The following is a 26,490-nucleotide window of genomic DNA, read 5'->3' as shown; positions in this document are numbered from 1 at the left end:
CAGCCCATGACGACGTCGCGGCTTTCATCCATACCGATCCGAGTCGCCATCCTGGCGTCGACGCTTGCAGTTGCAGCCGGCTGCAGCACTGCAACGCCAGCTGCGAGCGCCGACTCCGAGCCCGTGTCAGGGGGCGATCTGACCTTTGCGATCAATACGTTTCCACCGTGCATCGACAAGACCCTGAACGGTCAAACTGCTACGGCATTCCATCCACTCTACGACAAACTCGTCGACCAGAACCTCGAGACCGGGGAGATCGTGCCTTGGTTGGCGACGTCCTGGGAGGTCCAGAACGACGGTCGACGATTCGTCTTCGCTCTGCGGGACGGCGTGACCTTCAGCAACGGCGAGCGTCTGGATGCGCAGGTTGTCGCGGACAACTTCGAAAGCCAGAAGAGACTGGGAGACAGTGGCTTCGCGACCACTGCGAAGTCACATCTCGCAAACTTCACTGGAGCGGAGGTACTCGACGCTTCCATTGTCGCACTCAATTTCTCGGAACCGTCAGCGGGCTTCCTTCAAGCCGCCCGCTCCGACACGCTCGCCATCATCGCACCGGAATCGTTGAAGAAGACGCCCGAAGAACGCTGCGCCCAGGGCGTTATCGCTTCCGGCCCGTTCGTACAGAAAGAACTGGAGACCAACGCGAAGGTCGTACTCGCTCGTCGGGACGGGTACCACTGGGGATCCTCACTCAACAAGAACAAGGGAGAGGCCTATCTGGATTCGATCACCTTTTTGGTGGTCCCCGAATCTTCGGTGCGAATCGGCGGTTTGACGTCAGGACAACTGGACGCCGCGATCGACATTCCGAGCACAGACGTCGACCGGGCAGAAGGCGCCGGACTCACTGTCATCCCGTCCCTTGCTGCCGGCATCAACGACTCGCTCTTGCTCAACCCCACGTTCGCGCCGGTACTTGCGGACCTGAACGTGCGGCGTGCTTTGGTGAAGGGCATCGATACCCAGCAGATCATCGACACCACCTACACACCGAGTGACGAGAAGGCGCGAAGCATCTTGTCGGTGAAAGCGCCCGGCTACACCGATCTGTCGTCCGAGTACACCTATGACCCGTCGGGTGCGAAGTCACTGCTGGACGCCAGTGGATGGACAGTCGGCGGTGACGGATTCCGAACCAAGGACGGTGAGAAACTGACCGTCGAATTGGCCTACCGCAACCACCTCCCCCAATCGCAGTTCGAACTGATCCAATCTCAGCTGCGCGACATCGGAGTTGCAGTGAACTTGCAACCTCGCTCGACTGCCGAGGACAACGCCGCGAGAACCGACGGCACATGGGAATCGATCTACTTCCAGAGCTTGCGCGCCGACGGTGACGTACTGCTGGTGTTCAGTCCCACTCTCGGCTCGACCAAAGGCATCGCCTCGACTCCGGAGCTGAATGCATTGCTGGTCAAACAATCTCAGACCGTAGACGTCGATGCGAGAAACGGGGTGTTGAAGGAGATTCAGGAACTGATTGCCGATCAGGCACTGGCGATCCCGTTGCACGCCTCTTCGCTGATCTACGCGACGACTCCCGCGGTTCACGACCTGCGCATCCAAGCCGATCTCTACTCGGTGGACTTCGTGGATGCGTGGAAGAGCTAGCCCACACTTCGTGATCTCGACAACCTGCTTCGACAAACCCTCTTCCCGGAAGGAACCCGATGTTCACCCGTCCTCGCACCGCAACGCTTCTGATCTCTACCCTGGCCACAGTTACTCTCCTGGGTACCGCTTGCGGAAGCCCAGATGAAGAATCGACCGGGCAACACTCCGGTGCAACAACATCCAGTATCAACTTGTCGGCCGAGCAGAACCGCATCAGCACCGACAAGGTTGATTCGATCGCAGCGAAGGTCCCTCAGGAGTTCCGCGACCGGGGCACGATCCGAATCACCGGCAACGCTGGAACCGCTCCACCGTTGCGCTTCTATGCCGACGACGACAAGACTGTCATCGGTTCCGAGACCGACTTCGCGTATTTGATTGCAGAGGTGCTCGGGCTGAAAATCGACCTTCAGGTCGCGGATTGGGCGCAGAATTCGGTGCGGATCGATTCGGGAGACGCAGATGCGTTCATCTCCAACGTGACGGTCACCGAAGAGCGCAAAGAGAAATACGACTTCGCGACGTACCGCCTCGACACTCTCGCGTTCGAGGTCAGAAAGGACAGGAATCTCTCACTCGAGAAGCCGGAAGACATCGCCGGACTGAAGATCGGAGTGGGCGCTGCCACCAATCAGGAGGCGTTGCTGGTGAAGTGGAATGAGGACAACCTCGCAGCTGGGCGTGCTCCCGCTGAAATCACCGTGTACCAGAAGACCACTGACTACTACCTGCCGCTGTCTTCCGGTCGAATCGACGCTTACTTCGGCCCCAACCCGTCATCGCAGTTTCACGCTGCACAGACTGGCGAGAACGAAGTGATCGGTCAGTTCTCCGGAGCCGGTGAGGCCGCGTTGGGCCAGATCGGTGTACTGGTCAAGAAAGACAACGGCTTGGTACAACCGATCAGCGAGGCGATAGATCATCTCATCGAAAACGGCACATACGAGCAAGTTCTCGAGCGATGGAAGATCACCAACGAGGCAGTCGACAAGTCGCTGGTCAATCCCCCTGGCCTCCCGAAGACGAACAAATAGGAAAGGCGCACTCTAACTCGTCGCGGGGCGACTATTTCAGTCTGAACCGCGAGATCGACGGCGGACCATCGTATGCCTCGCCCGCCCCGTCGACCCGAGACCGTGCGCAGCGTGCTCCACCGGCTGCATCGCTTCATCGAAGGACACGCAGCACCAGCTGTCTCCAAGATGATTCGAATGCTGAACTGGGAAGAACGGAGCAAGACAATGGAATCCGACCCAGGTTGTCAACCGAGTGCTAGCTTGGAGTTCCCGATTCAGGTCAGAGCAGGAGCTTCATCCATGAAACTGGCAGAGGCACTGGCGCTACGCAGTGACACCACTCGCAAGGTTGCGCACTTGCGCGAGCGGATCGTCGACAATGCACGCCACCAGGAGGGAGAAGTTCCCGCCGAAGACGCCGCCGTCCTTCTCGAAGAGCTGACGTCAACTCTGAGCGAACTCGAACGGTTGATGCGCGCGATCAATCGAACCAATGCGCAGGCGATCCTCGGAAACGGCACTGTCACAGATGCACTCGCCCATCGAGATGTGCTGCGTCTGAGACACTCTGCAGTCAATGCCGCTGCGGACGCCGCGTCCGGGCGCGAAGAGCGAGGTTACGGTCGTCAACTCCGATCAGAATTGGTCTATGTCGCGGCAGTCCCCGTCACCGAACTTCGGGCAATCGCGGACGACCTCGCCCGCGAGATTCGCGAGGTCGATACACAGATTCAACGAACGAATTGGGAGGTGGATCTGATCGAGTAAGCACGGCAGCGTTGGAGCAGGTAGTCGTTCGGCGAAGCGAGCACACACCGCGACCGGCGGTCTATCCGGTCACCTCTGAGCGCGGCGGGCAGCGCACCTACACATTGCAGCCCTGCACGTCGTACAGGTAAAAGTGCACTACGCACACATCACCACCACGTGCTGATCGTCGATAGACGAGGGCGGGTTCGGGGCATCCAGCACTGTCGGCGACTACAGGTCGGTGCGTCTCCGATTGGGATGCAGGATGCACCTCAGTAGCGCGAATAGTGCTGCATCTCCTCGCGATCTGCAGCGCAGATGCACTTTCGATCGAGACCGCGGTCGGCAGTCACTGCGCAGAAGCGAACCCCGAGCGGATCGTGGGATTTCATACTGTGCTGACACGCCGGGCAGATCGACGGTGTTTTCTGATCCTCGTCAGTCGACTCGGATTGCCCTCGTGCATTCGACACATCGGACGGGTTCGACGCCATACAGGCGCTCCAGTTCTCGGCCGTTCGACCACAGACCGGGTTGGCGTCGAGGACGACATGGCTTGACCGCGCATATTCGAATGACCCTCGACGTACCCCACGCTACTCGCTTCGGCACACCGGTTTGTACCAATTTCTGCCCGCGCGACAATCCCGGTCGAGCAGGATAGAACTACTGCACGCACCATTTCCGTGCAGGATTCGAATTCGTGCAGCATTCGTCGTGAAAGGGCTTCTCGTGAACACTTTCCAACGTGTATCCGCCGCCGTGAACGTAGTGGTCCAACCACTGATCGGCGCTCCGATCGTAGGCAAACTACTGGGCCGTTCCATGACCGTCATCACCTACGTCGGACGCAAGTCCGGTCGCACCTTCAGCGCGCCCGTGTCCTACAAACGAAAAGGCGACCATGTGACGATCGGCGTTGCCATGCCGGACAAGAAGAGTTGGTGGCGCAATTTCTACCCGGAACAAGGTCCGATCGTTCTCCAACTGGACGGTATCGATCGCCCCGGCGAGGCACTCGCACACCGAAAAGGCAAGGGTGTCTACGTCTCCGTCGAACTCGCTCCCGTCGACTGAGCGGATCGAACAGCCACCGGTGCAATCACATTCAGCTCACACCCACCGCCTCACGAGATCTGGGTGATTCAGATCTCGTGACGGTCGGGACCTTTGACTCTGTGCAATCGAGACTCGGTCTCGCACCCTTCGACGCGGGTTTTTTGTCGACCATCGGTCGGACAACCCGATCCTGTCGGGACATTACCGTCCGGTAACATCGACGGCAGGCGTGAGCTGGAAGAGGTGACCACCGTGACGATCGGCATCTATCTGGTCGACGACCACGAGATCGTCCGTCGTGGATTGGCAGACCTGTTGAATCAGGTACCGGGATTCAACGTTGTTGGCGAGGCGTCGTGTGTTCGCGAAGCCTCGGCCGGAATACCCGAATGCCGACCCGACGTGGTTGTCATGGACGTCAGACTTCCCGACGGTAACGGCGTGGAACTGTGCCGAGAACTGGCGTCGACCTACCCGAGCGCCGCCACTTTGATGCTCACGTCGTACTCCGACGACGACGCACTGCTCGACGCCCTGATCGCCGGCGCACGAGGATTCGTCCTCAAGAACATCCGCGGCCACGACCTGGTGTCGGCGATCCGCACGGTTGCTACCGGCAAGTCGCTGTTGAACACCCAGGCGGTGATCGGTTTGGTCCGGCGCATCCGGTCCGAACAGGAGTCGGGTACTGCGGCAGCCCTGTTGACCGATCAGGAGCTCTTGATCTTCGAGTTGATCGGCAAGGGACTGAGCAATCGAGAGATCAGCTCGCACGCAGAACTCTCGGAGAAAACAGTCAAGAACTACGTCTCACGCATCCTCGAGAAACTGGGTCTCGAACGTCGAACGCAGGCCGCAGTTCTGGCGACAAAGCTTCGTGCGGGCACTTCGCACCCGGATCCTTCGGGCCAGGCGACCACTCACCTGCTGACGCCGTCCGGCTCGCCCTTCTCCGCCACCACGGGCACGCACCATGCCAGGTAGCCGCGACGCGCTCATGCTCAGCCTTTTCGGCGACATCGCCGGAAGCGCAGAGCTGACTGCTCTCAACCCGACTGCAATTCCCAAACTGCTCAGTGCCGTGTTGACCGTCGGGTCCACACTCCAGCTCGACGAAACCCTGCAACAGATAGTCGACGTCGCGCGACATCTCCTCGAAGCGGACTACGGCGCGCTCGGCGTGAAATCCCCCGACGGACGCTTGTCCCGATTCATCCACTCCGGTATGACTCAGGGGCAGGTTGCCAAGATCGGGCATCTTCCCGAAGGTCACGGCCTGCTGGGCCTGGTCGTTCGAGAACCGTGCCCGGTTCGAACCGACCGAATCTCCTCGCATCCGTCCTCGGCAGGGTTTCCGACCAATCATCCGCCGATGGACACGTTTCTCGGTGTTCCGATCTTCGTCAGGGGCGAGGTGTTCGGCAGCATCTACCTCGCGGACAGCTCGGAACGGACTGCATTCGACGACCGCGACGAGGCTGTACTCCAGATTCTGGCAAATGCTGCGAGCATCGCCATCGACAATGCGCGTCTGTTCGAGGAATCCCGGACGCGAGAAGCCTGGCTCAAGGCCGTCGCCGCCGTCAATGCACGTCTGCTCAGCGGCGGATCCCGCGACGAGACGCTATCGGAACTGGTTCGGACGACGCGGCACCTCACGGATGGAAATCTTGTGTGCGTCGTTCGCTACGACCTCGGCAGAGAGCCGGTAGTCCACGTCGCCGATGCTGCTGATTCCCAGCCTGTCCCCGCGACCGGATCAGCCGTCGATCTGTCCGGGACCGTGATCGACGACGCTGCGCGGAGCCGGCGGCCGATCTCTGCACCACATGGCAGTTCCGTTCCGGCACTGAATGTTTCCGGCGACGAATCAGTGGTCGCACTCCCCCTCTCCGGGACCTCGTTCGGCGGCGGTGTTCTCTTCGCGTCACGCCGCAGCAACCGCCCGTGGGGAGTGGACGAAATCGAGCAACTGACGGCGATGGCAGACATCGCTTCTGTCACTGTCGAATTCGCAGAACAGCAACGGAAAGAAAGACTGGTCGACGTCCTCGAAGATCGCGACCGAATCGCGCGGGATCTCCATGACCACGTCATCCAACAGCTGTTCGCCACCGGGTTGAGTTTGCAGGGGGTGCTGCAACGTCCAGGCGACGAGGACACCGTTCGAACCGTATTGGACACCTCTGTCGATCAACTCGATCGAACAGTCCGTGAAATCCGCACCGCAGTCTTCGACCTCCATACGAGCGAGATGTCTACTCCCACAAGCCTGCGGCGGCGACTACTCGATGCCGTCAACGGTCTGTCCGGCCACTCGTCGATCACTCCCAGCGTCACTTTCGAGGGAACCATCGACAGTTCCGTCCCGTCTCGACTTGCCCCGCACGCCGAAGCCGTTGTGCGCGAGGGCTTGAGCAACGCTCTGCGGCATGCACATGCCGATGCCATCGACGTCACCATCCGGGCCACCGAGGAGCTTGTCATCAGCATCGTCGACGACGGTGTGGGAATCGACCAGGCAACCAGAATCCACGGTCTCGACAACCTGGCGACCCGCGCTCGTCAGTGCGGAGGCTCGAGCAACATCACCAGCGAGAACGGTGTCACCGAACTGGTGTGGCGTGTTCCGCTGAGCCCCAGGCGAAGTCCGTTGCCGATCCAGCATCGTTGAGCGTCAGAGCGGATCCAGTTGGGCCTTGAGCAGGCAGAACTCGTTACCTTCCGGATCGGCCAGGACATGCCATTGTTCGTGCCCTGTCTGGCCGATGTCGGCCGGCCGCGCACCAAGACTCAACAGGCGTTCCAGTTCGGCCTCCTGATCGCGATCGGTGGCGTTGACGTCGACATGCAGGCGGGGCTTACCCTTCTCCGGTTCGTCTCTGCGACTGAGGATGATCGTCGGCTGCGGACCGCCGAACCCTTCGCGTGGGCCGATCTCCAACGAACCGTCGTCCATTCGATCGAGCACGACGAAGTCCAGAACCTCGCACCAGAACCGGCCCAGCACCTCGGGTTCCCGGCAACCGAGCACCAGTTCACTGATACGACATGCCATGACCATCTCGCTTTCTTTCGGCTCGTGAAGACAACTCTCTCGACCGTACCGGACCACGTGATCTACGCCATGCCTCTGTTCCGATCCTAGGGACCTTTTCCCCTCGTCCGAGTTCCCGGTCGCCACGATCATTGCGTTATGTTCCACAGTCCCAGGCATTCTCGGTCTTTCGTCACGTCGATGTGCGTAGGCGGCCGTCGTGGTTGATCTCGCGCCCCGGCCGGTCGGTGAGGTCGATTCCCCCGCCGATGCAATTCCCCGAACCGCTCCGAAGGGTTCGAAACTGGTCGAGATCCTCAGGACCACCGATCACAAGATGATCGGTCTGATGTACATCGTGACTTCGTTTGCCTTCTTCTTGATCGGCGGACTGATGGCACTACTCATGCGCATGGAATTGACCGTTCCGGGAATGCAATTCCTGTCCAACGAGCAGTACAACCAGTTGTTCACCATGCACGGCACGATCATGCTCCTGCTGTACGCGACCCCGGTATTCTTCGGATTCGCCAACTACCTCATGCCACTGCAGATCGGGTCGCCGGACGTGTGTTTCCCGCGACTCAACGCCTTCAGCTACTGGCTCTATCTCTTCGGCGGCCTGATCGCGTCCGCCGGATTCGTAACACCTGGTGGTGCGGCAGATTTCGGCTGGACCGCCTACGTACCGCTCACCAGCGAACTCCATTCCCCCGGCATGGGCGCCGACCTGTGGATCATCGGTCTCGCTCTCGGCGGGGTCGGCACCATCCTCGGCGCAGTCAACATCGTTTCGACGATCGTCTGCCTGCGCGCCCCGGGTATGACGATGTTCCGCATGCCGATCTTCACGTGGAATGCGCTGGTCGCCAGCATGCTGATCCTCCTCGTTTTTCCGCTGCTCGCTGCTGCCTTGATCGGACTGTGGGTGGACCGGCACCTGGGAGCGCACCTGTTCGACCCCGCCACCGGTGGAGTCATGTTGTGGCAGCATCTGTTCTGGTTCTTCGGCCATCCCGAGGTCTACATTCTGGCGCTGCCGTTCTTCGGCATAGTCTCGGAGATCTTCCCCGTCTTCAGCCGCAAGCCGATCTTCGGATACACCGGATTGGTCTACGCAACATTGGGAATTGCTGCACTGTCGATCGCTGTGTGGGCGCACCACATGTACGCAACCGGCGCCGTTCTTCTCCCCTACTTCTCGTTCATGACCTTCCTGATCGCAGTTCCCACCGGAGTCAAGTTCTTCAACTGGATCGGCACCATGTGGAAGGGGCAGTTGACTTTCGAATCGCCCATGCTGTTCTCCGTCGGCTTCCTGGTCACATTCCTGTTCGGCGGACTTTCCGGCGTCATCCTTGCCAGCCCGCCCTTGGACTTTCATGTCACCGACTCGTACTTTGTTGTCGCGCATTTCCATTACGTCCTCTTCGGGACAATCGCGTTCGCGACATACGCCGGAATCTACTTCTGGTTCCCGAAAATGACCGGCCGGATGTTGGACGAGAAGCTCGCCAAAATTCACTTCTGGTTGACCCTGATCGGCTTTCACGCAACATTTCTCGTCCAGCATTGGCTCGGCGCCCAGGGCATGCCTCGGCGGTACGCGGACTACCTCCCGTCTGACAATTTCACTCTTCTCAACACGATCTCGACCATCGGCGCGTTTGTGCTCGGAGCCTCGACAATTCCGTTCATCTGGAACGTTTTCAAGAGCTACCGGTACGGCCGAATTGTGACCGTCGACGATCCTTGGGGCTTCGGAAACTCGCTCGAATGGGCTACGTCCTGCCCACCACCGCGACACAACTTCACCGAACTCCCCCGAATCCGCAGTGAGCGGCCGGCATTCGAACTGCACTACCCCCACATGGTCGAAAGAATGCGCGACGAGGCGCATGTCGGACTGCTTGGTCACAAGTCGGTTTCCGACGTGAGAACTGAGGTGAAACAACATGAATGACGGCACGAAGCACCGAGCCTGGGCAGAAAAGCAGCAACACGAACGCCGAGCGAAACCCGGCCATCTCCTCGCCCCGTTGCTCGTGCTCATGTTCGCTGTCACGACGCTCGTGTGGTTGCCCCTGACGACTGCCGCGTGCTCGATAATCGGAGCAGGATTGCTGTTCGGCACTGTCCTGCAAGCTAGTTCGCATTCAACAGACACAGCCCGAGGAGTTCACGATGAAGCCCGAACTATCGACTGACCTCATCACCTCGGAGTGGTCCGCGGACGGAGCGGTGGTCGTGTGCATCGACGGATCCCCGCTGCGCCCCGACGTGATCACGTGGGCGGCTGAGTTCGCACATCGCCACGGTCTCTGGATGCGAATCGTTTTCGTAGCTCCGAGCGCCGATCTGAACACCTCGGCATCGCCGACCGGCCTGTTCATGGAGGCCATTCAGATCGCCGAGTCGGTGTCGCCAGATCTTCGGATCCGGACCGATCTGATCTCCGGGGAGAACACCGCAATCCTCACCGCGTTGACGTCCGAGGCCGCCTTGATCGTCGCACCACAGGACGATCCCGCCGCACCTGGACCGACATGTTCGTTCGCAAGAGTCGGAACACCGCGTGAAAGCAGCGCTGCGGCAGCCTTGCCGGTTGTCGTCGGTTTGGACGGAAGCGCCTACAGCGAAAGCGCTCTGGCCATCGCATTCAAGGAAGCAGAGGCAGCGAACACCGAACTGGTCGTCGTTCACGCCGCGCCGCCAGAGGCCGAACTGCGTCGAGACGTCGCATCCGGGCACTCGCCCCAGCACTCGACGCCGCTGACGTGGCAACTGTCGGGTTGGGCCACGCTCTACCCTGGCGTCGCAATCCGTCAGATCGAGTTCGACGGCCCCTCGGTTGCCATTCTTGAACAACTCTCCACCGAGGCACGGCTTCTCGTCGTGGGCCGGCGCGGACGAGGTTCGTTCGACGACACCGCTCTCGGCACCACGAGCAGTGCGATGATTCGAAAAGCACACTGCCCGGTCATCGTTGCCAGCGAAGCCTGAATCAGATCCTCACCCGGTCAGAAGCCGTAGCTGTGGATGGGTGCGAGCTGACCGGAGTGATGGGCTTCGATTACGAAACGCTCGTGGTCGACCAACTTCTCCGGGAGTTCGTCAACCGGCCACCACCGCAGATCTGCAGATTTCAACGGCTCCATCCGGCGTGGTTCACCGGACCACGTGCGGCATTCGTAGAAGAAGTCCACTCGATGATCCACCGGTTCGCTCCCGTCCGCGTGGCGGCGATGCAACACGGTCAGCGGCTTCAGTTCCGAGGAAAGCAACTCGACACCAAGTTCTTCCGCAGCCTCCCGAACGGCAGCGTCGATCGCCGACTCCCCCAGTTCGACGTGGCCCGCAGCAGCGTGAGCCCAGTATCCGTCCATGAATCCCGTGCCCTCGCGCAATTGCAGCAGCACCTCGCGCCGTTGTACCGGGTTGCTTCGACAGAACATCACGTACACCGCTGGTACCAGCGCAAATTGATCGGCCACACGACCACGCTATCGTGCGCGTGAAATGACGGCGCCCCGCGAGAACAAGCTCGCGGGGCGTCGTCGACGATCTGCTGGATCAGTTCACGTCGAACCGGTCGAGGTCCATCACCTTGGTCCAGGCTGCGGCGAAGTCCTCGGCGAACTTCTGCTTGGCGTCTGCACTGGCGTACACCTCGGCGAGTGCACGCAGTTGCGAATTCGATCCGAAAACGAGATCGACCGCAGTTGCCGTGTACTTCGGATCGCCCGTCACGCGATCAACACCGTCGTAGACGTTTTCGTCCGTCTTCGACGGCTTCCACTCGGTACCCATGTCGAGAAGGTTGACGAAGAAATCGTTGGTCAACGTCTCGGGACGATCGGTGAACACGCCGTGACGGGTATTGCCGAAGTTCGCGTTCAGCGCGCGAAGTCCGCCGACCAGCACTGTCACCTCGGGCGGGGTCAGCGACAGCATGTACGCGCGGTCGACCAACAGAATCTCTGCCGGAATCTTCTCGCCTCCCTTGAGGTAGTTCCGGAATCCGTCGGCCCGGGGTTCGAGTACCTCGAACGAGTCGACGTCTGTCTGCTCCTGCGTTGCATCCGTTCGGCCCGGCGTGAACGAGACCGTGATGTCCTGTCCGGCGTTCTTCGCAGCCTGTTCGACGGCCGCTGTACCACCCAGAACGATCAGGTCGGCGAGAGAAACCTTTGCTCCACCAGCCTGGTTGAAGTCCTGCTGAACACGCTCGAGAGTCTGAAGCACCGCGGAGAGAGCTGCAGGCTCGTTGACTTCCCAATTCTTCTGCGGCTCCAGTCGGATTCGCGCACCGTTGGCGCCGCCGCGCATGTCCGTGCTGCGGAAGCTCGCGGCAGACGCCCACGCCGTCGATACCAACTGCGAAATGGACAGCCCGGAGTCGAGAAGTCGACTCTTGAGGATCGCGATGTCTGCGTCCCCGATCAGTTGATCATCGGCCGAGGGAACCGGGTCCTGCCACAGCTGCGGCTCGGGAACCCAAGGTCCCAGGTAGCGCGTGACCGGTCCCATGTCACGGTGAAGGAGCTTGTACCAAGCCTTGGCGAACTCTTCGGCGAATTCTTCCGGATGATCGAGCCAGCGCCGGGTGATCTTCTCGTACGTCGGATCCAGGCGTAGGGACAGGTCGGTCGTCAGCATCGTCGGGGTGCGTCCGGCCGACGAATCGAACGGATCCGGGATGGTGCCCGCCCCCGCGCCGTCCTTCGGAATCCACTGCCACGCACCCGCCGGACTCTTGGTCAGCTCCCAGTCGTAGCCGTACAGAATCTCCAAGAAGGTGTTGTCCCACTTCGTCGGAGTGGGAGTCCACACGACTTCGAGACCACTGGTGATCGCGTCCTTACCCACACCCGTGCCGAAGGCACTCTTCCAGCCCAGTCCCTGCTGCTCGATGGGAGCACCTTCCGGTTCCGGTCCGACGAGGTCGGCCGGTCCGGCTCCGTGCGTCTTGCCGAAGGTGTGACCGCCGGCGATCAGCGCAGCTGTCTCCACGTCGTTCATCGCCATGCGGGCGAACGTTTCTCGGATGTCGCGGGCGGCCGCTACCGGATCCGGTTGCCCGTTGGGTCCTTCGGGATTGACGTAGATCAGGCCCATCTGCACGGCTCCGAGCGGTCCGGACAGCTCACGGTCTCCGCTGTAACGCTCGTCGCCGAGCCAGGTGTCCTCGGGACCCCAGTAGATCTCCTCGGGCTCCCAGATGTCTTCTCGGCCGAATCCGAAGCCGAAGGTCTTGAACCCCATCGACTCCAGGGCGCAGTTGCCCGCGAACACCAGCAGGTCGGCCCAGGAAACCTGCTTTCCGTACTTCTGCTTCACGGGCCAAAGCAGGCGCCGGGCCTTGTCGAGGCTGGCGTTGTCCGGCCAACTGTTGAGCGGGGCGAAACGCTGAGCACCTTGGCCGCCACCGCCGCGGCCGTCTGCAATGCGATAGGTGCCGGCAGCATGCCAGCTCATACGCACGAAGAGTCCGCCGTAGTGCCCGTAGTCGGCCGGCCACCAATCCTGCGACGCCGTCATCAACGCGATGACGTCGCGCTTTAGCGCCTCGACATCGAGCTTGGCGAATTCCTGGGCGTAATCGAAGTCGGCACCCATCGGATTCGACTTCGACGAATGTGAATGCAAGACAGAGAGATCCGGCTGATTCGGCCACCAGTCGCTGTTTGTTCTCGGACGATTCCCGGTAGGCGTCGGAGACGGGATTGCGGGGTTTTCACTTTCGCTGGTGCTCTCGGTGTTTCCGTCGTGAGCAACCGGGCAACTATCGGACACGGTAATCCCTCCATGAGCGAGTAGAACGGACTTCGATCACGTTTGTGATCGCAAACTCTGAGTTGTCGAGCAGTCGGGACACAAGCCCCAGTAAATGACCTCGGCTTCGTCGAGAACGAAACCGTTGTGCGCCGACGGCGTCAAACACGGTGCCTCTCCGACTGCGCAGTCGACATCTGCAACGACCCCACAGGACCGGCAGACGACGTGATGATGGTTGTCGCCGACGCGTGACTCGTACAGCGCCACCGATCCGGACGGTTGGATCCGCCTGATCAGCCCGGCGTCGGTGAGAGCGTGCAACACGTCGTAGACCGCCTGCCGCGACACCCCCGGCAGAACAGCCCGCACAGCATCGAAGACAGTCTCGGTGGCTGCGTGTGGGCGTGCATGCACAACCTCGAGCACCGTGACTCTGGGACGAGTCACGCGAAGCTCAGCGTTACGCAGTTGGGCTGCATAATCCGGCGTCGAAGGCACCTTTCCACTATTGCGCAATCTTCTGGACTGAACCCAGACTTTCGCGAAAATCATCGCTGACAGGGCCCTCCCGACCGATTCGTCCGTGCTGGAAGTGAGCCGGATTCCTCGCTCTTTCTGGCGTCCCCACACCGCCTTCAGGTTTGTTGTGCGTCGACGCGTCCTGCTGTGTGGTTCCACAAACTCCGACAATCTCCCCTTCGTCCAACTACCGTGAAAGGGAGAATCCGCCGAGGTCAGGAGTGATCGTGCCCAAACTGGAGATCAAGAGGAAGTCAGAACTCTCACGGCAGGAAGTCGCCGACCGACTCATCGCCCTCGGCCAAGCCCTCGCCAGTGGATCGGAAGTGGAGCTGGGGTCGGGTGGGGACTCGATCGAAATCAGTGTTCCGGAACAGGTTCGGTGGGAACTCGAGATCGAAGTCGACGGCAACGAAGTCGAGATAGAAATCGAGATCCACTGGCGCGACGACCCTCAGGAAGAATCGGAAGAGAAGTCTCCGCCTCGCACCAAAGCAGTTCGTCGCAGCCGACCACGCAAGAGCACTTCCACATAGGCCGACTCGAATACGGTTGTTCGGCACTTACGGAGACGCCGACACCTCGAGAGACACGACGCGCAGCAGTGCTCGGAGATCACTTTCGATCCGTCGAAACAGTTGATACACAACGATGAATCCGGCGATACCGCCCAAACACAGCGCACGGACTGTTGCGTTGAGTTCCTCACCAGCACCCGAACCGACAAAACTGAGCCCCGCGATTCCCACCAGTGGAACCGACGCCGCGACTGCGAGGTAACGCGTGCTGCTCCGACCCAACGAGCGAATATCGCGTCCGTCGTCGCTTCGTAACTCGCCGTGTGACAACAAGATCGGATACAGACATCGAACCGAGTAGTACGTCAGGATGAAGAACGGATACGCGACTGCGACGGCGCCGCACACCGCCAGCGACGACATCAGGTGCACGTAGGCTCGCTGCGGAATTCCGCCGGCGGCAATCTGCAATGCGACCGGATATGCGATACCGGCCAGAACCCACAGCCCGAATGCGATCACCACCGCGCGATGTCCGACATTCAGCGTCGCGGTACGCGCTTTGTTCAAGACCTCCGCGCTGTACGTCTGACCGTTGCGCAGTCCGTGAGGCACGGTGAGTGCAAGCCGACACCAATACAGGATCGCTGCGGCACCGAGAGAGAACGCAGCCACTCCGATGACCAGATGAACCTGCTCGAGATGCTGCTGAGCCTGCGGCGAGAGACCCGAGATGATCAGCATCTTGTTGTAGTAGTAGTTGTAGCCCGCCGCAAGAAGATTTGGAATTCCGATCGCGGCAAGCACTATCGGCAGCGCCCACTTCCACAACGTCGAACGTGGACTCCCTTCCGGTGGGTCCACAAGATTGCGAGCAGACCGGTCCAGACACAGTGCGAACTGACGAGCCAACTTTCGGCCGCCAGACCACCTTCCGTCTCTCTCCGGCGAGAGAGACTTGACCAGAACTCGGCGCAGCGCCGGCGGACAGTCGTCCGGTAGCCGTGCCTCGGCTGCGGGATCCACCCCACGCCGGCGGGCCTCGAGCGCCTTCTTGGGCGACGGTGGGTTCTCCCCCGATCCGTCGTCCGTGAAAGGCCTACTCCCGGTGAGGAGTTCCCACAACATCACGCCGAGTGCGTAAATGTCGCTACGGGTGTCGAGTGTGCCAGGCGCCCCCACCGCACAGGCCTCCAATTGCTCCGGAGACATGTAGGCAAGCGAGCCTCCGACAAAACAAGCAGCGTCCTCGGTCGAAACCTCCTCGCTCGAGCTGACGTTGAAGTCGGCGAGCTTGGGGATGCCTTCGACACTGAGCAGTACGTTCGCCGGCTTGATGTCCCGATGTAATACGCCGTGCTCACGCGCATACTCGAGGGCATCGGCCAGTCGCATCCCCATCCAGGCCACGGTCTCCGGCCACGACATCGCAGCGATCTCGCTCCTCAGGCTCGTCTCGCTGGGCTTCATCTCTCCCTTCTTCGCCAGGGTCTTGTCGATGGCGTCGAGAAGTAGTTGTCCGGACCGCTGCGCCTGCGGTGTCACGCGGACAAGTTTGACCACGTCGAGCAGGGTCCCACCCGGCACGTATTCCATGAACAGGACTCGCAGTGCGCGTTCCTCGAGCAACCGTTGATCGAAGACCCGGACGATGTTGGGATGGTCGAGCTGGGCGAGAGTCTGCGGCTCGACTCCGACGTTGCGCGAGATTTTCAACGCAACCCACCGCTGCATCGACAGTTGCCGAGCGAGGAACACTCGGGCGAATGCGCCGTGCCCGAGTTCCAACACCAGCTCGAAATCGTCCAGGTGCTGCCCGATTTCGAACTCGTCGAAACCCGACAGTCCCAACATCATCACGTCTTCGCGACCGGCCATCGAATCACGGTCGAACATCTGCTCGAAACTCTCTGCCTGCAAGGGAAACTCGCTGAGGTACTCGGCTGCTGCGACGTCCTCCCCACCCTGCTTCCGCAGCCGGAACTCCTCGTACAGGAGCTCGGCCGGTAATGGTTCTTCGAGTAATTCGGGATACTCGGCACAGTAATCCGTCAGCCGTTTCGGGCAATCATTTTTCAGCCAGCGGTACTCCATGTCGATTCCGACCAGTTCGATCAGCGCCGCCCGACGAATCTTGGCTGGATCAGGCAGATAATCGCTCAGGTCGGACGGGGTTCGCCCCTCCTCCCACTCCGCCACAAGGCGGCCGAGGCCGTCTGCACCGTTCTGGCCGTCACGCACCACCGGCAGCGTTGAGGGGCGCAACTCGGTGACGGTGCCCCGTTCGGTCAGGGGCCCGCTCGCGATTGTCGCGTCACTGGCCTGCGCACCACGTTCATTCATGACACTTCTGTTCCGCACCTCGATCACAATGAATCGGAGTGACTCACTTCAGCGTAACCCCGGTGGTACTCCAGACCCCAGCGAATCTATTCGGCGTGAACTGCCGACTCCGTGCCGATGCGAACGAGTTCGTCGCGCTCTTTGATTTTGATCCGATCACGCCCATGCTTCACACCGAGGGCACGTTCGGCGGCATCGATGCGAAGCCATCCGTCCCAATCGACGGGCACCACTCTGCCGGCCCCGAGGACCTCCGCGATCCGGCCGTGACCGGCTCGACGCTCGTATGCCGAATCAAGTTGGTGCAGCATCGTTTCGACTGTCTGGCGAGCGTCTGGCCGCGCCGCACCGATCAGCCCCGCGGCACCTCGCTTCATCCAGCCCGTCACGAACAAGCCCGCGATCGGTAGACCGCTCTCGTCGACCACCGCGCCGCTCCGGTGCGAAACTATGCCGCGTCCGTGATCGAAAGGCACCCCGGCAAGCGGCGTCCCGATAAATCCGATTGCCCGGTACACAGCTTGAACCGGATAGTCGGTACAGACACCCGAAGCGGTGACGTGACCGTAGCCGTCGGGGTCAGTCCACTCGACGCGGAGTGCCTCGACTTTCCCGTTACCGAGAATCTCCACGGGCTGTCGGTAAAAGTGCAGGTGAACTCGACGCTGGGCAGTTCGGTCGGCAGGCGCAGTGTCGGCGAAACTACGTAGTGTCTCGACTGCCAGTCGGGTGTGCACCAACTGTTTGGTCATCCGCTCGACATGCCGGTCCGGTACGACATCGACAGAATCGACGACAACATCTACGCCCGGTAGTTCACCGAGAGCGCGCAACTCGTTCGGGGAAAAGCGAGCGTCGGCTGGTCCGCGCCGGACAAAGATGTGTACTTCGCGAACTCGACTGCCGGCGATCCCTTCCCGAACTTGGTCGGAGACGTCCGTGGCCTGCAGCGATTGCGCCTCGGCGAGGAGCATACGGGTGACGTCGAGTGCGACGTTGCCACCTCCGATCACTGCGACCGATTCCGCGTTCAGCGGCCACTGCGGCGAGCTGTCCGGGTGATCGTTGTACCAACCGACAAACTCGGCGCCACCGAAAGAACCTGGAAGCTCGACGCCGAGAATGTCGAGAGGTGCATCCCGCGGCGCACCGGTTGCAATGATCACGGCATCGTAGGACGAACGTAGGTCATCGACGGAAAGGTCCTTTCCGATCTCCACGTTGCAGAACAGCCGGAACTCACTGGCGACCAGCGTGGTGTGCAGAGAATGGGCGAACTTTTCGGACTCGGGGTGCCCTGGTGCGAGACCGTAGCGCACCAGTCCGTACGGCGTCGGTAGACGCTCGAACACGTCTGTCTTGGTGCCGGGCGCAAGTTCGGCGAGAGCGCCGGCGGCGTGGATTCCCGCCGGCCCCGCTCCGACGATCGCGACACTGAGCGGTGGTGAGAAGAATCGGGGCGCCGCAGGCGGGGATACCGCTGGACCTCTGGCGTTGATCATCCCCCGAGGCTAGGACCTCAACTGCGCTGGAGATCAAGTCCGCTTTCAGCAGCCCGCTTTTCAGTAACCTTGCTCCGCAGGCTTGTGCTCGGTTGTGTAGCGGTAGAAGTCCGCTAGTTGGAGTTCGCCGGCAGCTGCCTCGTCGACTATGACGGTCACGTGTGGATGCAGCTGCAGCACCGACGCCGGGCAGAATGCCGAGACCGGACCTTCGACCGCGGCCCGGACGGCGGGCGCTTTGCGGGCGCCGTCCGCGATCAGGACGAGATGCCGTGCATCACTGATGGTTCCGAGCCCTTGCGTGATCACATGATGCGGTACGTCGGCTGGGTCTGCGAAGAACCGTGCATTGTCGGCGCGGGTCCTCTCGGTCAAGGTCTTCACTCGGGTGCGCGATGCAAGCGAGGAGGAGGGCTCGTTGAAACCGATGTGTCCGTTCAGGCCGATGCCGAGGATCTGCACGTCGATGGGACCGTTTTCGGCGATGGCAGCGTCGTAACGCCGGGCCGCGTCACTGGGATCCGCGGCCCCGCCGTCGGGGCTGAACACTCGCGCATTGTCGATGTCGAGGTGATCCACGAGTTCCGTGCGGATGGTGTGCGCGTAGGACTGCGGCTGATCGGACGTGAGACCTACATACTCGTCGAGAAGATACGCGCTCATCGCCGCGAACGACACTCCCGATTCTCGATGCCTCTTGATCAGCTCTCGATACGTGTGCAGCGGTGACGATCCGGTCGCGAGGCCGAGCGTCCGCGCTCCGTTTTCGATTGCGCCGCACACGATATCTGCAGCGATTCGCCCGCCGTCCTCCGGACTGGGAACTATGACGATTTCCATTCAGACTTCCTCACTGCTCTTGCCGGCTCCGACGATGGCCTCACGTACCGAACCCGAAGCGCGGTCCAACAGTTCGGTTGCTTCGGCGAAGTCGCATTCGGCCAACAACATGACGACCGCTGCCTTCACATGACCATCGGCATCGTCGATGGTCTCCGCAGCGATCTCGGTATCGACTCCGGTGGCTGCCGCGACGATCCGGTTCGCACGATCGACAAGCTTGGCATTGGTCGGCCGAAGATCGACCATCAGATTGTGGAATGCCTTCCCGGAGCGAACCATACTCGCCGTGGAGAGCATGTTGCACACCATCTTCTGCGCAGTTCCGGCCTTGAGCCTCGTCGATCCGGTGAGGATTTCGGGGCCGGTCTCCACTTCGATGGCCACGCCGGCGTGAGAACTCATTGCCGCGTTCCGGTTGCACGAGACTGCCACTGTTGCAGCGCCGAGTTCGCGGGCGTGATCGAGTCCCCCGATGACGTAGGGGGTACGACCGCTGGCAGCCAGACCCACCACGACGTCGTTGGCGTTCAACGAGATTGCGTCGAGATCGACCCCAGCCGCTCGCGGATCGTCCTCTGCCCCCTCGACGGCGTTCAGAAACGCTCCAGGGCCACCGGCGATGATGCCGATCACCTCGCCCGGATCGGTCCCGAACGTCGGAGGGCATTCCACTGCGTCGAGAACTCCCAGACGCCCACTTGTCCCCGCTCCCAGGTAGATCAGTCGACCACCTTGTGCTCGGGCCGCGACGATCAAGTCGACTGCGGCTTCGATGGCGGGTAGTACCGCTGCTACCGCGTCGGCCACGATTGCGTCCTGTTGATTCATCACCGTCAGCAGACCCGACACCGACATGACATCGAGATCGTGGGTCAGAGGGTTGGGTCTCTCGGTGGAGAGCATTTCCAATTGCATTGTGGCGAGTCCTCCTCGATCGATATTCATTACGACGACTCCTCGTCAGTACTCACAGCGACGACTCCTCGTCAGTGCCGCTTCGAAGCAATGGCATCATGGCTTCGTTGTAGAGCAGAGAGTGCGCTGGGCAGCGAGTGCGCCACCATCGCAAAAATTGTGTCGACTACCAACAGCTGACCGGTGCGGCTTGCCATCGCAGCCGACCGGAAACCGAATTCTCTACCGGCAGTGAGCAGAACGTGATGTGACTGCACGGCGAGCGTCGATCGCGCCCCTCCGGTGATCGCAGCCGTCGACGCCCCGGTTCGACGGGCAAGGGCAAGTGGTTCCACGACATCCGAAGTCTCACCCGAATGTGAGATCCCCACTGCGATGTCGTCCGGTCCGAGCAAGCTGGCGCTGACCATGGCCGCGTATCGGTCGAGATGAACCCGGCAGTTGACGTCGATGCGAGAGAGCTTCAACGTGAGGTCTCGCGCGACGATGCCAGAGGCGCCGATGCCGTAGACCTCGACGCGGCGGGCGGATCGAATCCGGGACACAACTTCTTCGAGCGCAGCAGGATCTGTCAATTGCGCCGTGCCCTTGAGTTGTTCGGATTCGAACTCGGCGAGCTTGGCCATCACCTCACCGGCCGAGTCGGCAGCAACGATGTCCACACCGAGCGGGATCGTGTTCTCTGTACCGGACCCGCTGATCGCCGCCAGCGCGAGACGAAGCTGTGGATAACCCTCGAAACCGAGTCGTTTGGCTGTGCGGACCACTGTCGCCGTGCTTGTCGACGCTCGTTCAGCAAGATCGTTGACCGTCAGTGTGGACGCCAGACTGGGGTCGGCTTCGATGATTTCGGCGATCCGCAGCTCGGCAGGCGAGAGGCTACTCAGTGATGCACGAATACGAGCAAGCAGGTCGACGGACGCCGGAGCACTCCGGTCCAAAGTCATAACGCCTCGATTCGCATCGTTCTCGGAGCTGACGGCACCGATGTGATTCTAGGCAGCCCACGGCTTCCTGGCGTCAGAGATCCGAGCACACTGGCGTGACGCGCACCGGTGCACGAAGCAATGCTGCCGGGCAATCCGTGCGCGGTGAGATAGCCGAGAACCGCGAAAGCCAATGCTTCCTTGATATCGGAGGTGACGCCGAGCTCGTCCGAAGAGACAAGCGCTATGTCGCCCAGTTCGTCACGGAGCATCGCCATCAACGTCGGATTCTTGGTGCCACCGCCTGACACCACCACTTCGGTGGCCGCGAGTGCTTTGACGGAATCGGCGACGGTCCGGGCGGTCAGTGCAGTCAGTGTCGCGACGATGTCGGCCAGAGACAAGGACTCGTAGCCACGCAGAGCGGCGAGTAGATAGTCCCGATGGAACAGTTCCTTGCCCGTGCTCTTGGGAGCGGGCCGCGCGTAATACGGTTCGCTCAGTAGTTGTGCCAGCAGATCGACGTTCGGTGTGCCCGCTGCGCCCAGAGCCCCACCGAGATCGAACCACTGCTCCCCGGCAGTGAATTCGCCTACCGCAGCGTCGATCAGCGCATTTGCGGGGCCGGTGTCGAAGGCAATCGGCACTGCGGCACCTTCTGCCGTCGATGTCGGGGCGCCACCCGGAGCAGTGACGTTCGCGATGCCACCGAGATTGAGCGCGACGGAACCCGAAGTTCTTCCGTTGAGCCACAATACGTCGAATGCGCTGACAAGTGGAGCGCCCTGACCACCCGTCGCCACGTCGCGAGAGCGCAGGTCCGACACGACCGTGCATCCGGTCTTCTCGGCTATCCAGGCCGGCTGCCCGAGCTGGAGAGTGCCTTTTACTTGCGCTCCTTCGACCCAGTGGAACATCGTCTGACCATGTGAGGAGATCAATTCCGCACTGCCACCGCGCAGTTCCGCGTTCGCCCGCGCAGCCACGGCCGCGAATGCCTGTCCGATCTCGGTGTCGAGTTGGCAGATCTGACCGACAGTGGTGGACGCCGGCGGTACCGCAGCAGCCACCGCTGCCCGCAACTCACCGGAATATGGTTCGCTGACCATCCCCAGTGGGGTCAGCACAAGAGTGTCCCCGTCGATCCGGATGTCTGCTGCGGCAGCATCGATAGCGTCGTACGAAGTACCGGACATCAGACCGATGACTCTCATGAAATATCCCTTACTCGCATCGTTTCGGCATTCGGAAGAACTGCGGTCAGTCGACGAGTGCCCGCTTGTGGGCATTCCCTCGCAAGGTACTCAAGGCGATCGCGCTGACGGCGCACGTTGCCATCACGAAGTAGGCCGGAATATCGAGATTGGACGTTTCCTTGATCAACCACGTGATGATCAGACCGGCGCAGCCCGAAAAGACCGCGTTGGACAGGGAGTATGCGAGTCCCAATCCGGTGTACCGGACCGAGGTGGGGAACATCTCGGAGAGCATGGCGGGTCCTGGTCCGGCAACAAGTCCCACTGCGGCGCCGGCGGCAAACACTGCAAATCCCTTGGCTGTCAGAGACGTCTGCTCATTCTGCAGGACGTTGAGCAGCGGCAGAGCCAAGACCAGAATTATCACGGTGCCGGTGAGCATGACCGCGCGTCGTCCGATGCGATCGCTGAGTCCACCCGCGATCGGAATGGTCACCGCGAAGCCCGCATTGGCGAGCACGGAAGCAACAAGTGCCTGATGGAAAGTCGCGTTGAGTGAACTCTGAAGATAAGTCGGCATCACGACGAGGAACGTGTAACCGGCAGCAGACCACCCCATCAACCGCCCGATTCCGAGCAGAATCGCCTTGGCTGTCTCTCCGACAGTCGGCTGCACTACAGGCGCCGCTTCATCAGCTGTCGGTTCGGACTGGACTGATCGAGCACGCTCGAACGACGGCGTTTCTTCGAGGCGGAGCCTGAGCCACAGAGCAACCAGACCCATCGGAAGTGCAAGGAGGAACGGAATGCGCCAGCCCCAGTCGTTAAGCTGACCCGAGTCGAGGACAGTAGCGAGGAGTGCTGCGATCCCCGCACCGGCGAGCAGTCCGAGTGCGACGGTGAACGACTGCCACGAGCCGTACAGCCCACGTCGTCCGGGCGGAGCGAACTCGGTCATCACCGACACTGCACCGCCGAACTCACCACCGGCCGACAATCCCTGCAGAATTCGAAGGACCGTCAAGAGAAGCGGTGCCAGAATTCCGACGCTCTCGTAGGTGGGGAGCACACCGATCAGGGTCGTCGCAGCCGACATCAGCAGAAGAACGATCACCAGGGTGGGACGTCGGCCGATGCGGTCACCGAGTCGACCGAACAGCGCGGCCCCCACTGGGCGGAAGAAAAACGCCAACGCAAACGACGCGTAGGTCTTGATCAGGCTTTCGAGGTCGCCGGAGCCGTCGGCGCTGAAGAAGTTCGACGCGATGATCGTCGCGAAGAACCCGTACACACCGAACTCGTACCACTCGATGAAATTTCCGACGGAGCCGGCGACGAGCGCCCTGCGCCGTTTGAGCTGCGCACCATCGTTCCGTGTCTGCACTGTGATGCCCATGCCGTCCTCCGTTGACGAAACCCGAATATGCAACAAAGTTTCATCTGAACGGAGTAGAAATGTCAAGAAGTTTCACGATTGGATTTTTACTACGCCCCGAAGCCTTATGCTCCCGCGAACGTGAATGCCTCCGCCCGTTCGAACTGGTCAGTGGAGTCACCGGAATAGACGGTGCTCTCGTTCGGTCCGAGTCCGAGCTTTCGGACGGGTGTCCCTTCCGCGAGATCCATCGACGCCACGTCCACCCAGAAGATATTGGGCGTCATCGCCGACTCGAAGAAATAGAGCGTGCGTTTGTGATCGACGACGGTGCGCCAACGGGTCGATGAAATGTTGGGCTCATCGGGAGTCGAAATCCCCAGGGGCACCGACACATTCCGAATAACACTGAAGGTGGATGCCAACGCCGCCCGCGGATCGTCCGTCTGCGGTATCGCATCGACATAGAACGACGCCCGAGCGAATCTGTCAGCGGCACGGTTTGTTCCGGGCAGCATGACGGTCCCGTTGATCTGCTTCCAGTACTCGTTGACGGCGAGTTGCTGATCGAAGATCGGCGAATTGGTCATCACCTGGTACTCACGGCTGTGATGAATCGTCGGGCGTCCACCGACGTACTCGATGATCGCGCTGTCTCCCCCGGCGTCCGAGAGCGACATGTGCAGCGTTGCGAGGCGGTCTTCGCCGGGAACGGCAGCGGTCACTACCGTGAACGGTTCCGACGCGAGTACTTCGACCGCTTCCTGAACTGTCGCAAAGCGATCCAGGACGTATTGCGCCCACGCCGCGATCGACAATCCCGGGGTCGAACCGTCATACGTCGGGTACTCGGACTCGACCAACCACAAAAGATTGGCAGACAGCCCAGCCTCGTTGACCCCGTCGGTCGTGCACATGTCGTAGGCCGTCGCGACAACACTTCCGTATTTCGACGTCCACTGTATCGAGTTCGGACCTGCACAGCCCTCTCTGGTCATGCCGCGCGGGAATGCCCAGAGGTTTGTTCCGAGGTCGACCTTCCAATCCATCGATCGAGCAGTGATCACAGTGTCGTTGGGCCCCAAGTAGACCAAGCGTGTACACATCGAAAGCTATCCCTTCGTTACGGCGTGACGATATTGAAACTGGGATCGAAGGTATCGAGCAACCCTCCCAGCGTCTCGAGCGCTGATTCGTCTCCGTCGAGCGAAATCTGCCCGGCCTTGGCCAGTTCGGCGGCCGCGCCCGGTTGCAGAAGCGCTCCCACGAGTGCCGCTTTCGGGCCCGAGACCGTCAGTTGTGTGTTCGGTGACGCGCCCTTACGTGCGTTGAGGACGCCGCGCTTGACCCACGCAGTCCATGCCTCGTCGCCGCGATCGGTGAACACGAAATCGATCCGCAGTTCCGCGTCGGTGGCCTTGTCGCCGATGAGATGTATTGCGACGAAGTCGAAGAGGATGTCGATGGGCATCGCGAGGACACTGTCCTGGCTCGCGGTGACATACGGGGCGGGCTGGGCGCCTTCACGGAGCTCCAGGGCGGCCGAGAGATAGATCCCACGCCACTGCGGCCCTTCGGCTTGATAGCCCATCTGCTCGTAGACGTCGGCTTGCAGGTTCCTCGCTTCGGCGTTCTCCGGTTGCGCGAACACCAACTTGTGCAGGATCTCTGCCGCCCATCGGTAGTCCGCGGCGTCGAATGCCCGCTTACCCTCGTCCAGGATCTTCTGCGCGCCAAGGAGATCGACGAACCTCTTCGCCGATTCGACCGGCGGATGAGGATGAAGCGACACCGGATCGCCGTCCCACATTCCCAGTTCCTTGGTGTACACGGCGCGAACGTCGTGGTGCAGAGTGCCGTGATATCCGCGGTTGTACCACTTGCGCCCGAGTTCGTCCGGTAGTTCGATCACCTCGGCAGCTTCGAGCGGCGTGTACCCCTTGTTCGCGAGACGGAGTGCCTGGTCGTGAATGTACTTGTAAGTGTCCCTTTGCGATTCGATGAACGGCACCAGGTTCTCGTTACCCCACACCGGCCACGTGTGCGGTCCGTAGTGAACAGCCGCGTCGTCTCCCCACCGCTCGAGAGTCTCGTCCAGATACCGCGCGAAGTTCCGAGCGTCGCGAGTGCGCGCACCTCTTAAGGTCTGGATGTTGTGGAGCGAATGATTGGCATTCTCCGCACAGGTCAGCGCGGCGAGTTCGGGGATCCAGATGTGCATTTCCTCCGGGGCCTCGGTATCCGGCGCGTAGAGGAACTCGAATTCCAGACCGGCTATCTCACGCTTCGTTCCGGTCTCCGTGATGCTGTCAGTGGGGGAAATATACGAGACAAGTGGACCTTTCGTGCTGATCGTGCCGATGCCGCAGGTAACCATCCCTTTGGCATCGAGATCGAGCAATCCACCGAAGGCGTAGAAGGACCGTCTCGCCATGGCATTTCCGGCGACGACGTTTTCCCCGATCGCGAACTTGTCGAACGACGCGATCGTGCCCGGTGCGATGATCGGAACTCGCCCGGACGTCACGTCGTCCAGATCGACGATCCCTTTGACTCCGCCGTAGTGGTCGATGTGGGTGTGCGTGTAGATGATCGCCGAAACTGGCTTGTCGCTGACGTGCTCACGAATCATCTTCATACCCTGGCGCGCCGATTCGACCCCCGCCATACAGTCGATGACGATCAGTCCCTCGCCACCTTCGACAACCGTCAAATTTGCCCGGTCGTTGTTCCGTACCTGGTAAAGGCGATCCGTCACCTGATACAGACCACCTCGGCGCATCAGTTGTCCTTGACGCCACAGGCTCGGATTGACTGTCTCCGGCGCGGCAACATCGTCACCGAGGTATGCCATCGCATCAGGATCGAAGACCGTATGCCCGTCATCGGCGACAACCTTGCCCGGCAACGGAGCGATCAACCCTCGATCCGCGTCGGCAAAATCCTGCCGGTCGTCCATGGCATACCGTGCGACTGCCTCGCGATTCGCCGTGACTGTGGCCGGTGTTGCGTCCTTCGGTGTCTGGCACATGGCACTCCCCGCTCGGATACGACGATCTGATACCCCATCATCTGTATCGGTTGGGCACGCGC

24 protein-coding genes are annotated in these 26,490 nt (G+C 61.1%); 10 read left to right on the top strand and 14 right to left on the bottom strand.

Annotated features, from left to right (window positions below; translation table 11 throughout):
• Positions 1 to 6: 6 nt before the first annotated feature.
• From EHW12_RS05935 to EHW12_RS05925, 3 genes are all read left to right on the top strand, one after another.
• The gene (locus tag EHW12_RS05935; RefSeq protein WP_164490550.1) at positions 7 to 1,617 is read left to right on the top strand and encodes an ABC transporter substrate-binding protein; all 1,611 of its coding nucleotides are present in this window, start codon (positions 7 to 9) and stop codon (positions 1,615 to 1,617) included.
• 59 nt (positions 1,618 to 1,676) lie between these two features.
• Positions 1,677 to 2,654 (top strand): ABC transporter substrate-binding protein, encoded by a 978-nt coding sequence (locus EHW12_RS05930; protein ID WP_007726443.1) that lies wholly within the window; start codon positions 1,677 to 1,679, stop codon positions 2,652 to 2,654.
• Between the two features lie 282 nt (positions 2,655 to 2,936).
• On the top strand, positions 2,937 to 3,404 hold the full coding sequence (locus tag EHW12_RS05925; protein WP_037129592.1) for a DIP1984 family protein: 468 nt from the start codon (positions 2,937 to 2,939) through the stop codon (positions 3,402 to 3,404).
• Positions 3,405 to 3,658: 254 nt separating this feature from the next.
• On the opposite strand, the gene EHW12_RS05920 is transcribed toward EHW12_RS05925, so the two are convergent.
• Positions 3,659 to 3,880, bottom strand: a complete 222-nt coding sequence (locus tag EHW12_RS05920; RefSeq protein ID WP_042925672.1) for an RGCVC family protein — start codon at positions 3,878 to 3,880, stop codon at positions 3,659 to 3,661.
• Between the two features lie 238 nt (positions 3,881 to 4,118).
• Between EHW12_RS05920 and EHW12_RS05915 the strand changes: the two genes are divergently transcribed.
• From EHW12_RS05915 to EHW12_RS05905, 3 genes are all read left to right on the top strand, one after another.
• Positions 4,119 to 4,463, top strand: coding sequence for a nitroreductase/quinone reductase family protein (locus tag EHW12_RS05915; RefSeq protein ID WP_037129595.1), 345 nt, complete (start codon positions 4,119 to 4,121; stop codon positions 4,461 to 4,463).
• A 234-nt stretch (positions 4,464 to 4,697) separates the two neighbouring features.
• Positions 4,698 to 5,429 (top strand): response regulator transcription factor, encoded by a 732-nt coding sequence (locus EHW12_RS05910; RefSeq protein WP_042925689.1) that lies wholly within the window; start codon positions 4,698 to 4,700, stop codon positions 5,427 to 5,429.
• Positions 5,419 to 7,119 (top strand): GAF domain-containing protein, encoded by a 1,701-nt coding sequence (locus EHW12_RS05905; protein ID WP_039972680.1) that lies wholly within the window; start codon positions 5,419 to 5,421, stop codon positions 7,117 to 7,119. The genes EHW12_RS05910 and EHW12_RS05905 overlap by 11 nt, the downstream gene beginning before the upstream one ends.
• A gap of 3 nt (positions 7,120 to 7,122) precedes the next feature.
• On the opposite strand, the gene EHW12_RS05900 is transcribed toward EHW12_RS05905, so the two are convergent.
• Complete coding sequence (locus EHW12_RS05900) at positions 7,123 to 7,503, bottom strand: VOC family protein (RefSeq protein WP_042925691.1); 381 nt, start codon at positions 7,501 to 7,503, stop codon at positions 7,123 to 7,125.
• 199 nt (positions 7,504 to 7,702) lie between these two features.
• On the opposite strand from EHW12_RS05900, the gene ctaD reads away from it, so the two are divergent.
• From ctaD to EHW12_RS05885, 3 genes are read left to right on the top strand one after another with little or no spacing between them, the layout of a single operon-like run.
• On the top strand, positions 7,703 to 9,445 hold the full coding sequence (gene ctaD, locus EHW12_RS05895; RefSeq protein WP_007726434.1) for a cytochrome c oxidase subunit I: 1,743 nt from the start codon (positions 7,703 to 7,705) through the stop codon (positions 9,443 to 9,445).
• Positions 9,438 to 9,689: a hypothetical protein gene (locus tag EHW12_RS05890; RefSeq protein ID WP_042925674.1), complete on the top strand. Its 252-nt coding sequence runs from the start codon at positions 9,438 to 9,440 to the stop codon at positions 9,687 to 9,689. Before ctaD ends, EHW12_RS05890 begins: the two co-directional genes overlap by 8 nt.
• Positions 9,667 to 10,485 (top strand): universal stress protein, encoded by an 819-nt coding sequence (locus EHW12_RS05885; RefSeq protein ID WP_125050399.1) that lies wholly within the window; start codon positions 9,667 to 9,669, stop codon positions 10,483 to 10,485. The genes EHW12_RS05890 and EHW12_RS05885 overlap by 23 nt, the downstream gene beginning before the upstream one ends.
• Before the next feature lie 17 nt (positions 10,486 to 10,502).
• Here EHW12_RS05885 and EHW12_RS05880 read toward each other — a convergent pair whose 3' ends face one another.
• The 3 genes from EHW12_RS05880 to EHW12_RS05870 all read right to left on the bottom strand — a co-directional run bounded on the left by EHW12_RS05880 (position 10,503) and on the right by EHW12_RS05870 (position 13,758).
• Positions 10,503 to 10,976, bottom strand: coding sequence for an NUDIX domain-containing protein (locus tag EHW12_RS05880; RefSeq protein WP_003941446.1), 474 nt, complete (start codon positions 10,974 to 10,976; stop codon positions 10,503 to 10,505).
• A 79-nt stretch (positions 10,977 to 11,055) separates the two neighbouring features.
• Entirely contained in the window at positions 11,056 to 13,278 is a 2,223-nt protein-coding gene (gene katG, locus EHW12_RS05875) for a catalase/peroxidase HPI (RefSeq protein ID WP_003941458.1), read from the bottom strand.
• A 36-nt stretch (positions 13,279 to 13,314) separates the two neighbouring features.
• Positions 13,315 to 13,758 (bottom strand): Fur family transcriptional regulator, encoded by a 444-nt coding sequence (locus EHW12_RS05870; RefSeq protein ID WP_037129600.1) that lies wholly within the window; start codon positions 13,756 to 13,758, stop codon positions 13,315 to 13,317.
• A gap of 248 nt (positions 13,759 to 14,006) precedes the next feature.
• On the opposite strand from EHW12_RS05870, the gene EHW12_RS05865 reads away from it, so the two are divergent.
• A complete protein-coding gene (locus EHW12_RS05865; protein ID WP_037129603.1) occupies positions 14,007 to 14,315 on the top strand; it encodes an amphi-Trp domain-containing protein in 309 nt (102 codons plus the stop codon).
• A gap of 27 nt (positions 14,316 to 14,342) precedes the next feature.
• On the opposite strand, the gene EHW12_RS05860 is transcribed toward EHW12_RS05865, so the two are convergent.
• The 9 genes from EHW12_RS05860 to EHW12_RS05820 all read right to left on the bottom strand — a co-directional run bounded on the left by EHW12_RS05860 (position 14,343) and on the right by EHW12_RS05820 (position 26,428).
• Complete coding sequence (locus EHW12_RS05860) at positions 14,343 to 16,640, bottom strand: serine/threonine-protein kinase (protein ID WP_125050398.1); 2,298 nt, start codon at positions 16,638 to 16,640, stop codon at positions 14,343 to 14,345.
• Positions 16,641 to 16,726: 86 nt separating this feature from the next.
• Positions 16,727 to 18,142, bottom strand: a complete 1,416-nt coding sequence (locus EHW12_RS05855; protein ID WP_125050397.1) for an FAD-dependent oxidoreductase — start codon at positions 18,140 to 18,142, stop codon at positions 16,727 to 16,729.
• Positions 18,143 to 18,202: 60 nt separating this feature from the next.
• On the bottom strand, positions 18,203 to 18,982 hold the full coding sequence (gene nagB, locus EHW12_RS05850; protein ID WP_003941456.1) for a glucosamine-6-phosphate deaminase: 780 nt from the start codon (positions 18,980 to 18,982) through the stop codon (positions 18,203 to 18,205).
• Complete coding sequence (murQ, locus tag EHW12_RS05845) at positions 18,983 to 19,900, bottom strand: N-acetylmuramic acid 6-phosphate etherase (RefSeq protein WP_042452391.1); 918 nt, start codon at positions 19,898 to 19,900, stop codon at positions 18,983 to 18,985. It lies immediately after the preceding gene.
• Positions 19,901 to 19,971: 71 nt separating this feature from the next.
• The gene (locus tag EHW12_RS05840; RefSeq protein WP_125050396.1) at positions 19,972 to 20,847 is read right to left on the bottom strand and encodes a MurR/RpiR family transcriptional regulator; all 876 of its coding nucleotides are present in this window, start codon (positions 20,845 to 20,847) and stop codon (positions 19,972 to 19,974) included.
• On the bottom strand, positions 20,844 to 22,040 hold the full coding sequence (locus EHW12_RS05835) for an anhydro-N-acetylmuramic acid kinase (protein ID WP_125050395.1): 1,197 nt from the start codon (positions 22,038 to 22,040) through the stop codon (positions 20,844 to 20,846). Before EHW12_RS05835 ends, EHW12_RS05840 begins: the two co-directional genes overlap by 4 nt.
• 46 nt (positions 22,041 to 22,086) lie before the next feature.
• Positions 22,087 to 23,418, bottom strand: a complete 1,332-nt coding sequence (locus EHW12_RS05830) for an MFS transporter (protein WP_125050394.1) — start codon at positions 23,416 to 23,418, stop codon at positions 22,087 to 22,089.
• A gap of 104 nt (positions 23,419 to 23,522) precedes the next feature.
• Entirely contained in the window at positions 23,523 to 24,503 is a 981-nt protein-coding gene (locus EHW12_RS05825) for a linear amide C-N hydrolase (RefSeq protein WP_054780862.1), read from the bottom strand.
• A 17-nt stretch (positions 24,504 to 24,520) separates the two neighbouring features.
• Entirely contained in the window at positions 24,521 to 26,428 is a 1,908-nt protein-coding gene (locus EHW12_RS05820; protein WP_125050393.1) for an alkyl sulfatase dimerization domain-containing protein, read from the bottom strand.
• Between the last annotated feature and the right edge of the window lie 62 nt (positions 26,429 to 26,490).

The organism is Rhodococcus sp. NJ-530, assembly GCF_003860625.1.
Taxonomy (GTDB): Bacteria; Actinomycetota; Actinomycetes; order Mycobacteriales; family Mycobacteriaceae; genus Rhodococcus_F; species Rhodococcus_F qingshengii.
The sequence above is the reverse complement of the archived record's forward strand: the minus strand, read 5'-3'. Positions and strand labels throughout refer to the sequence as shown.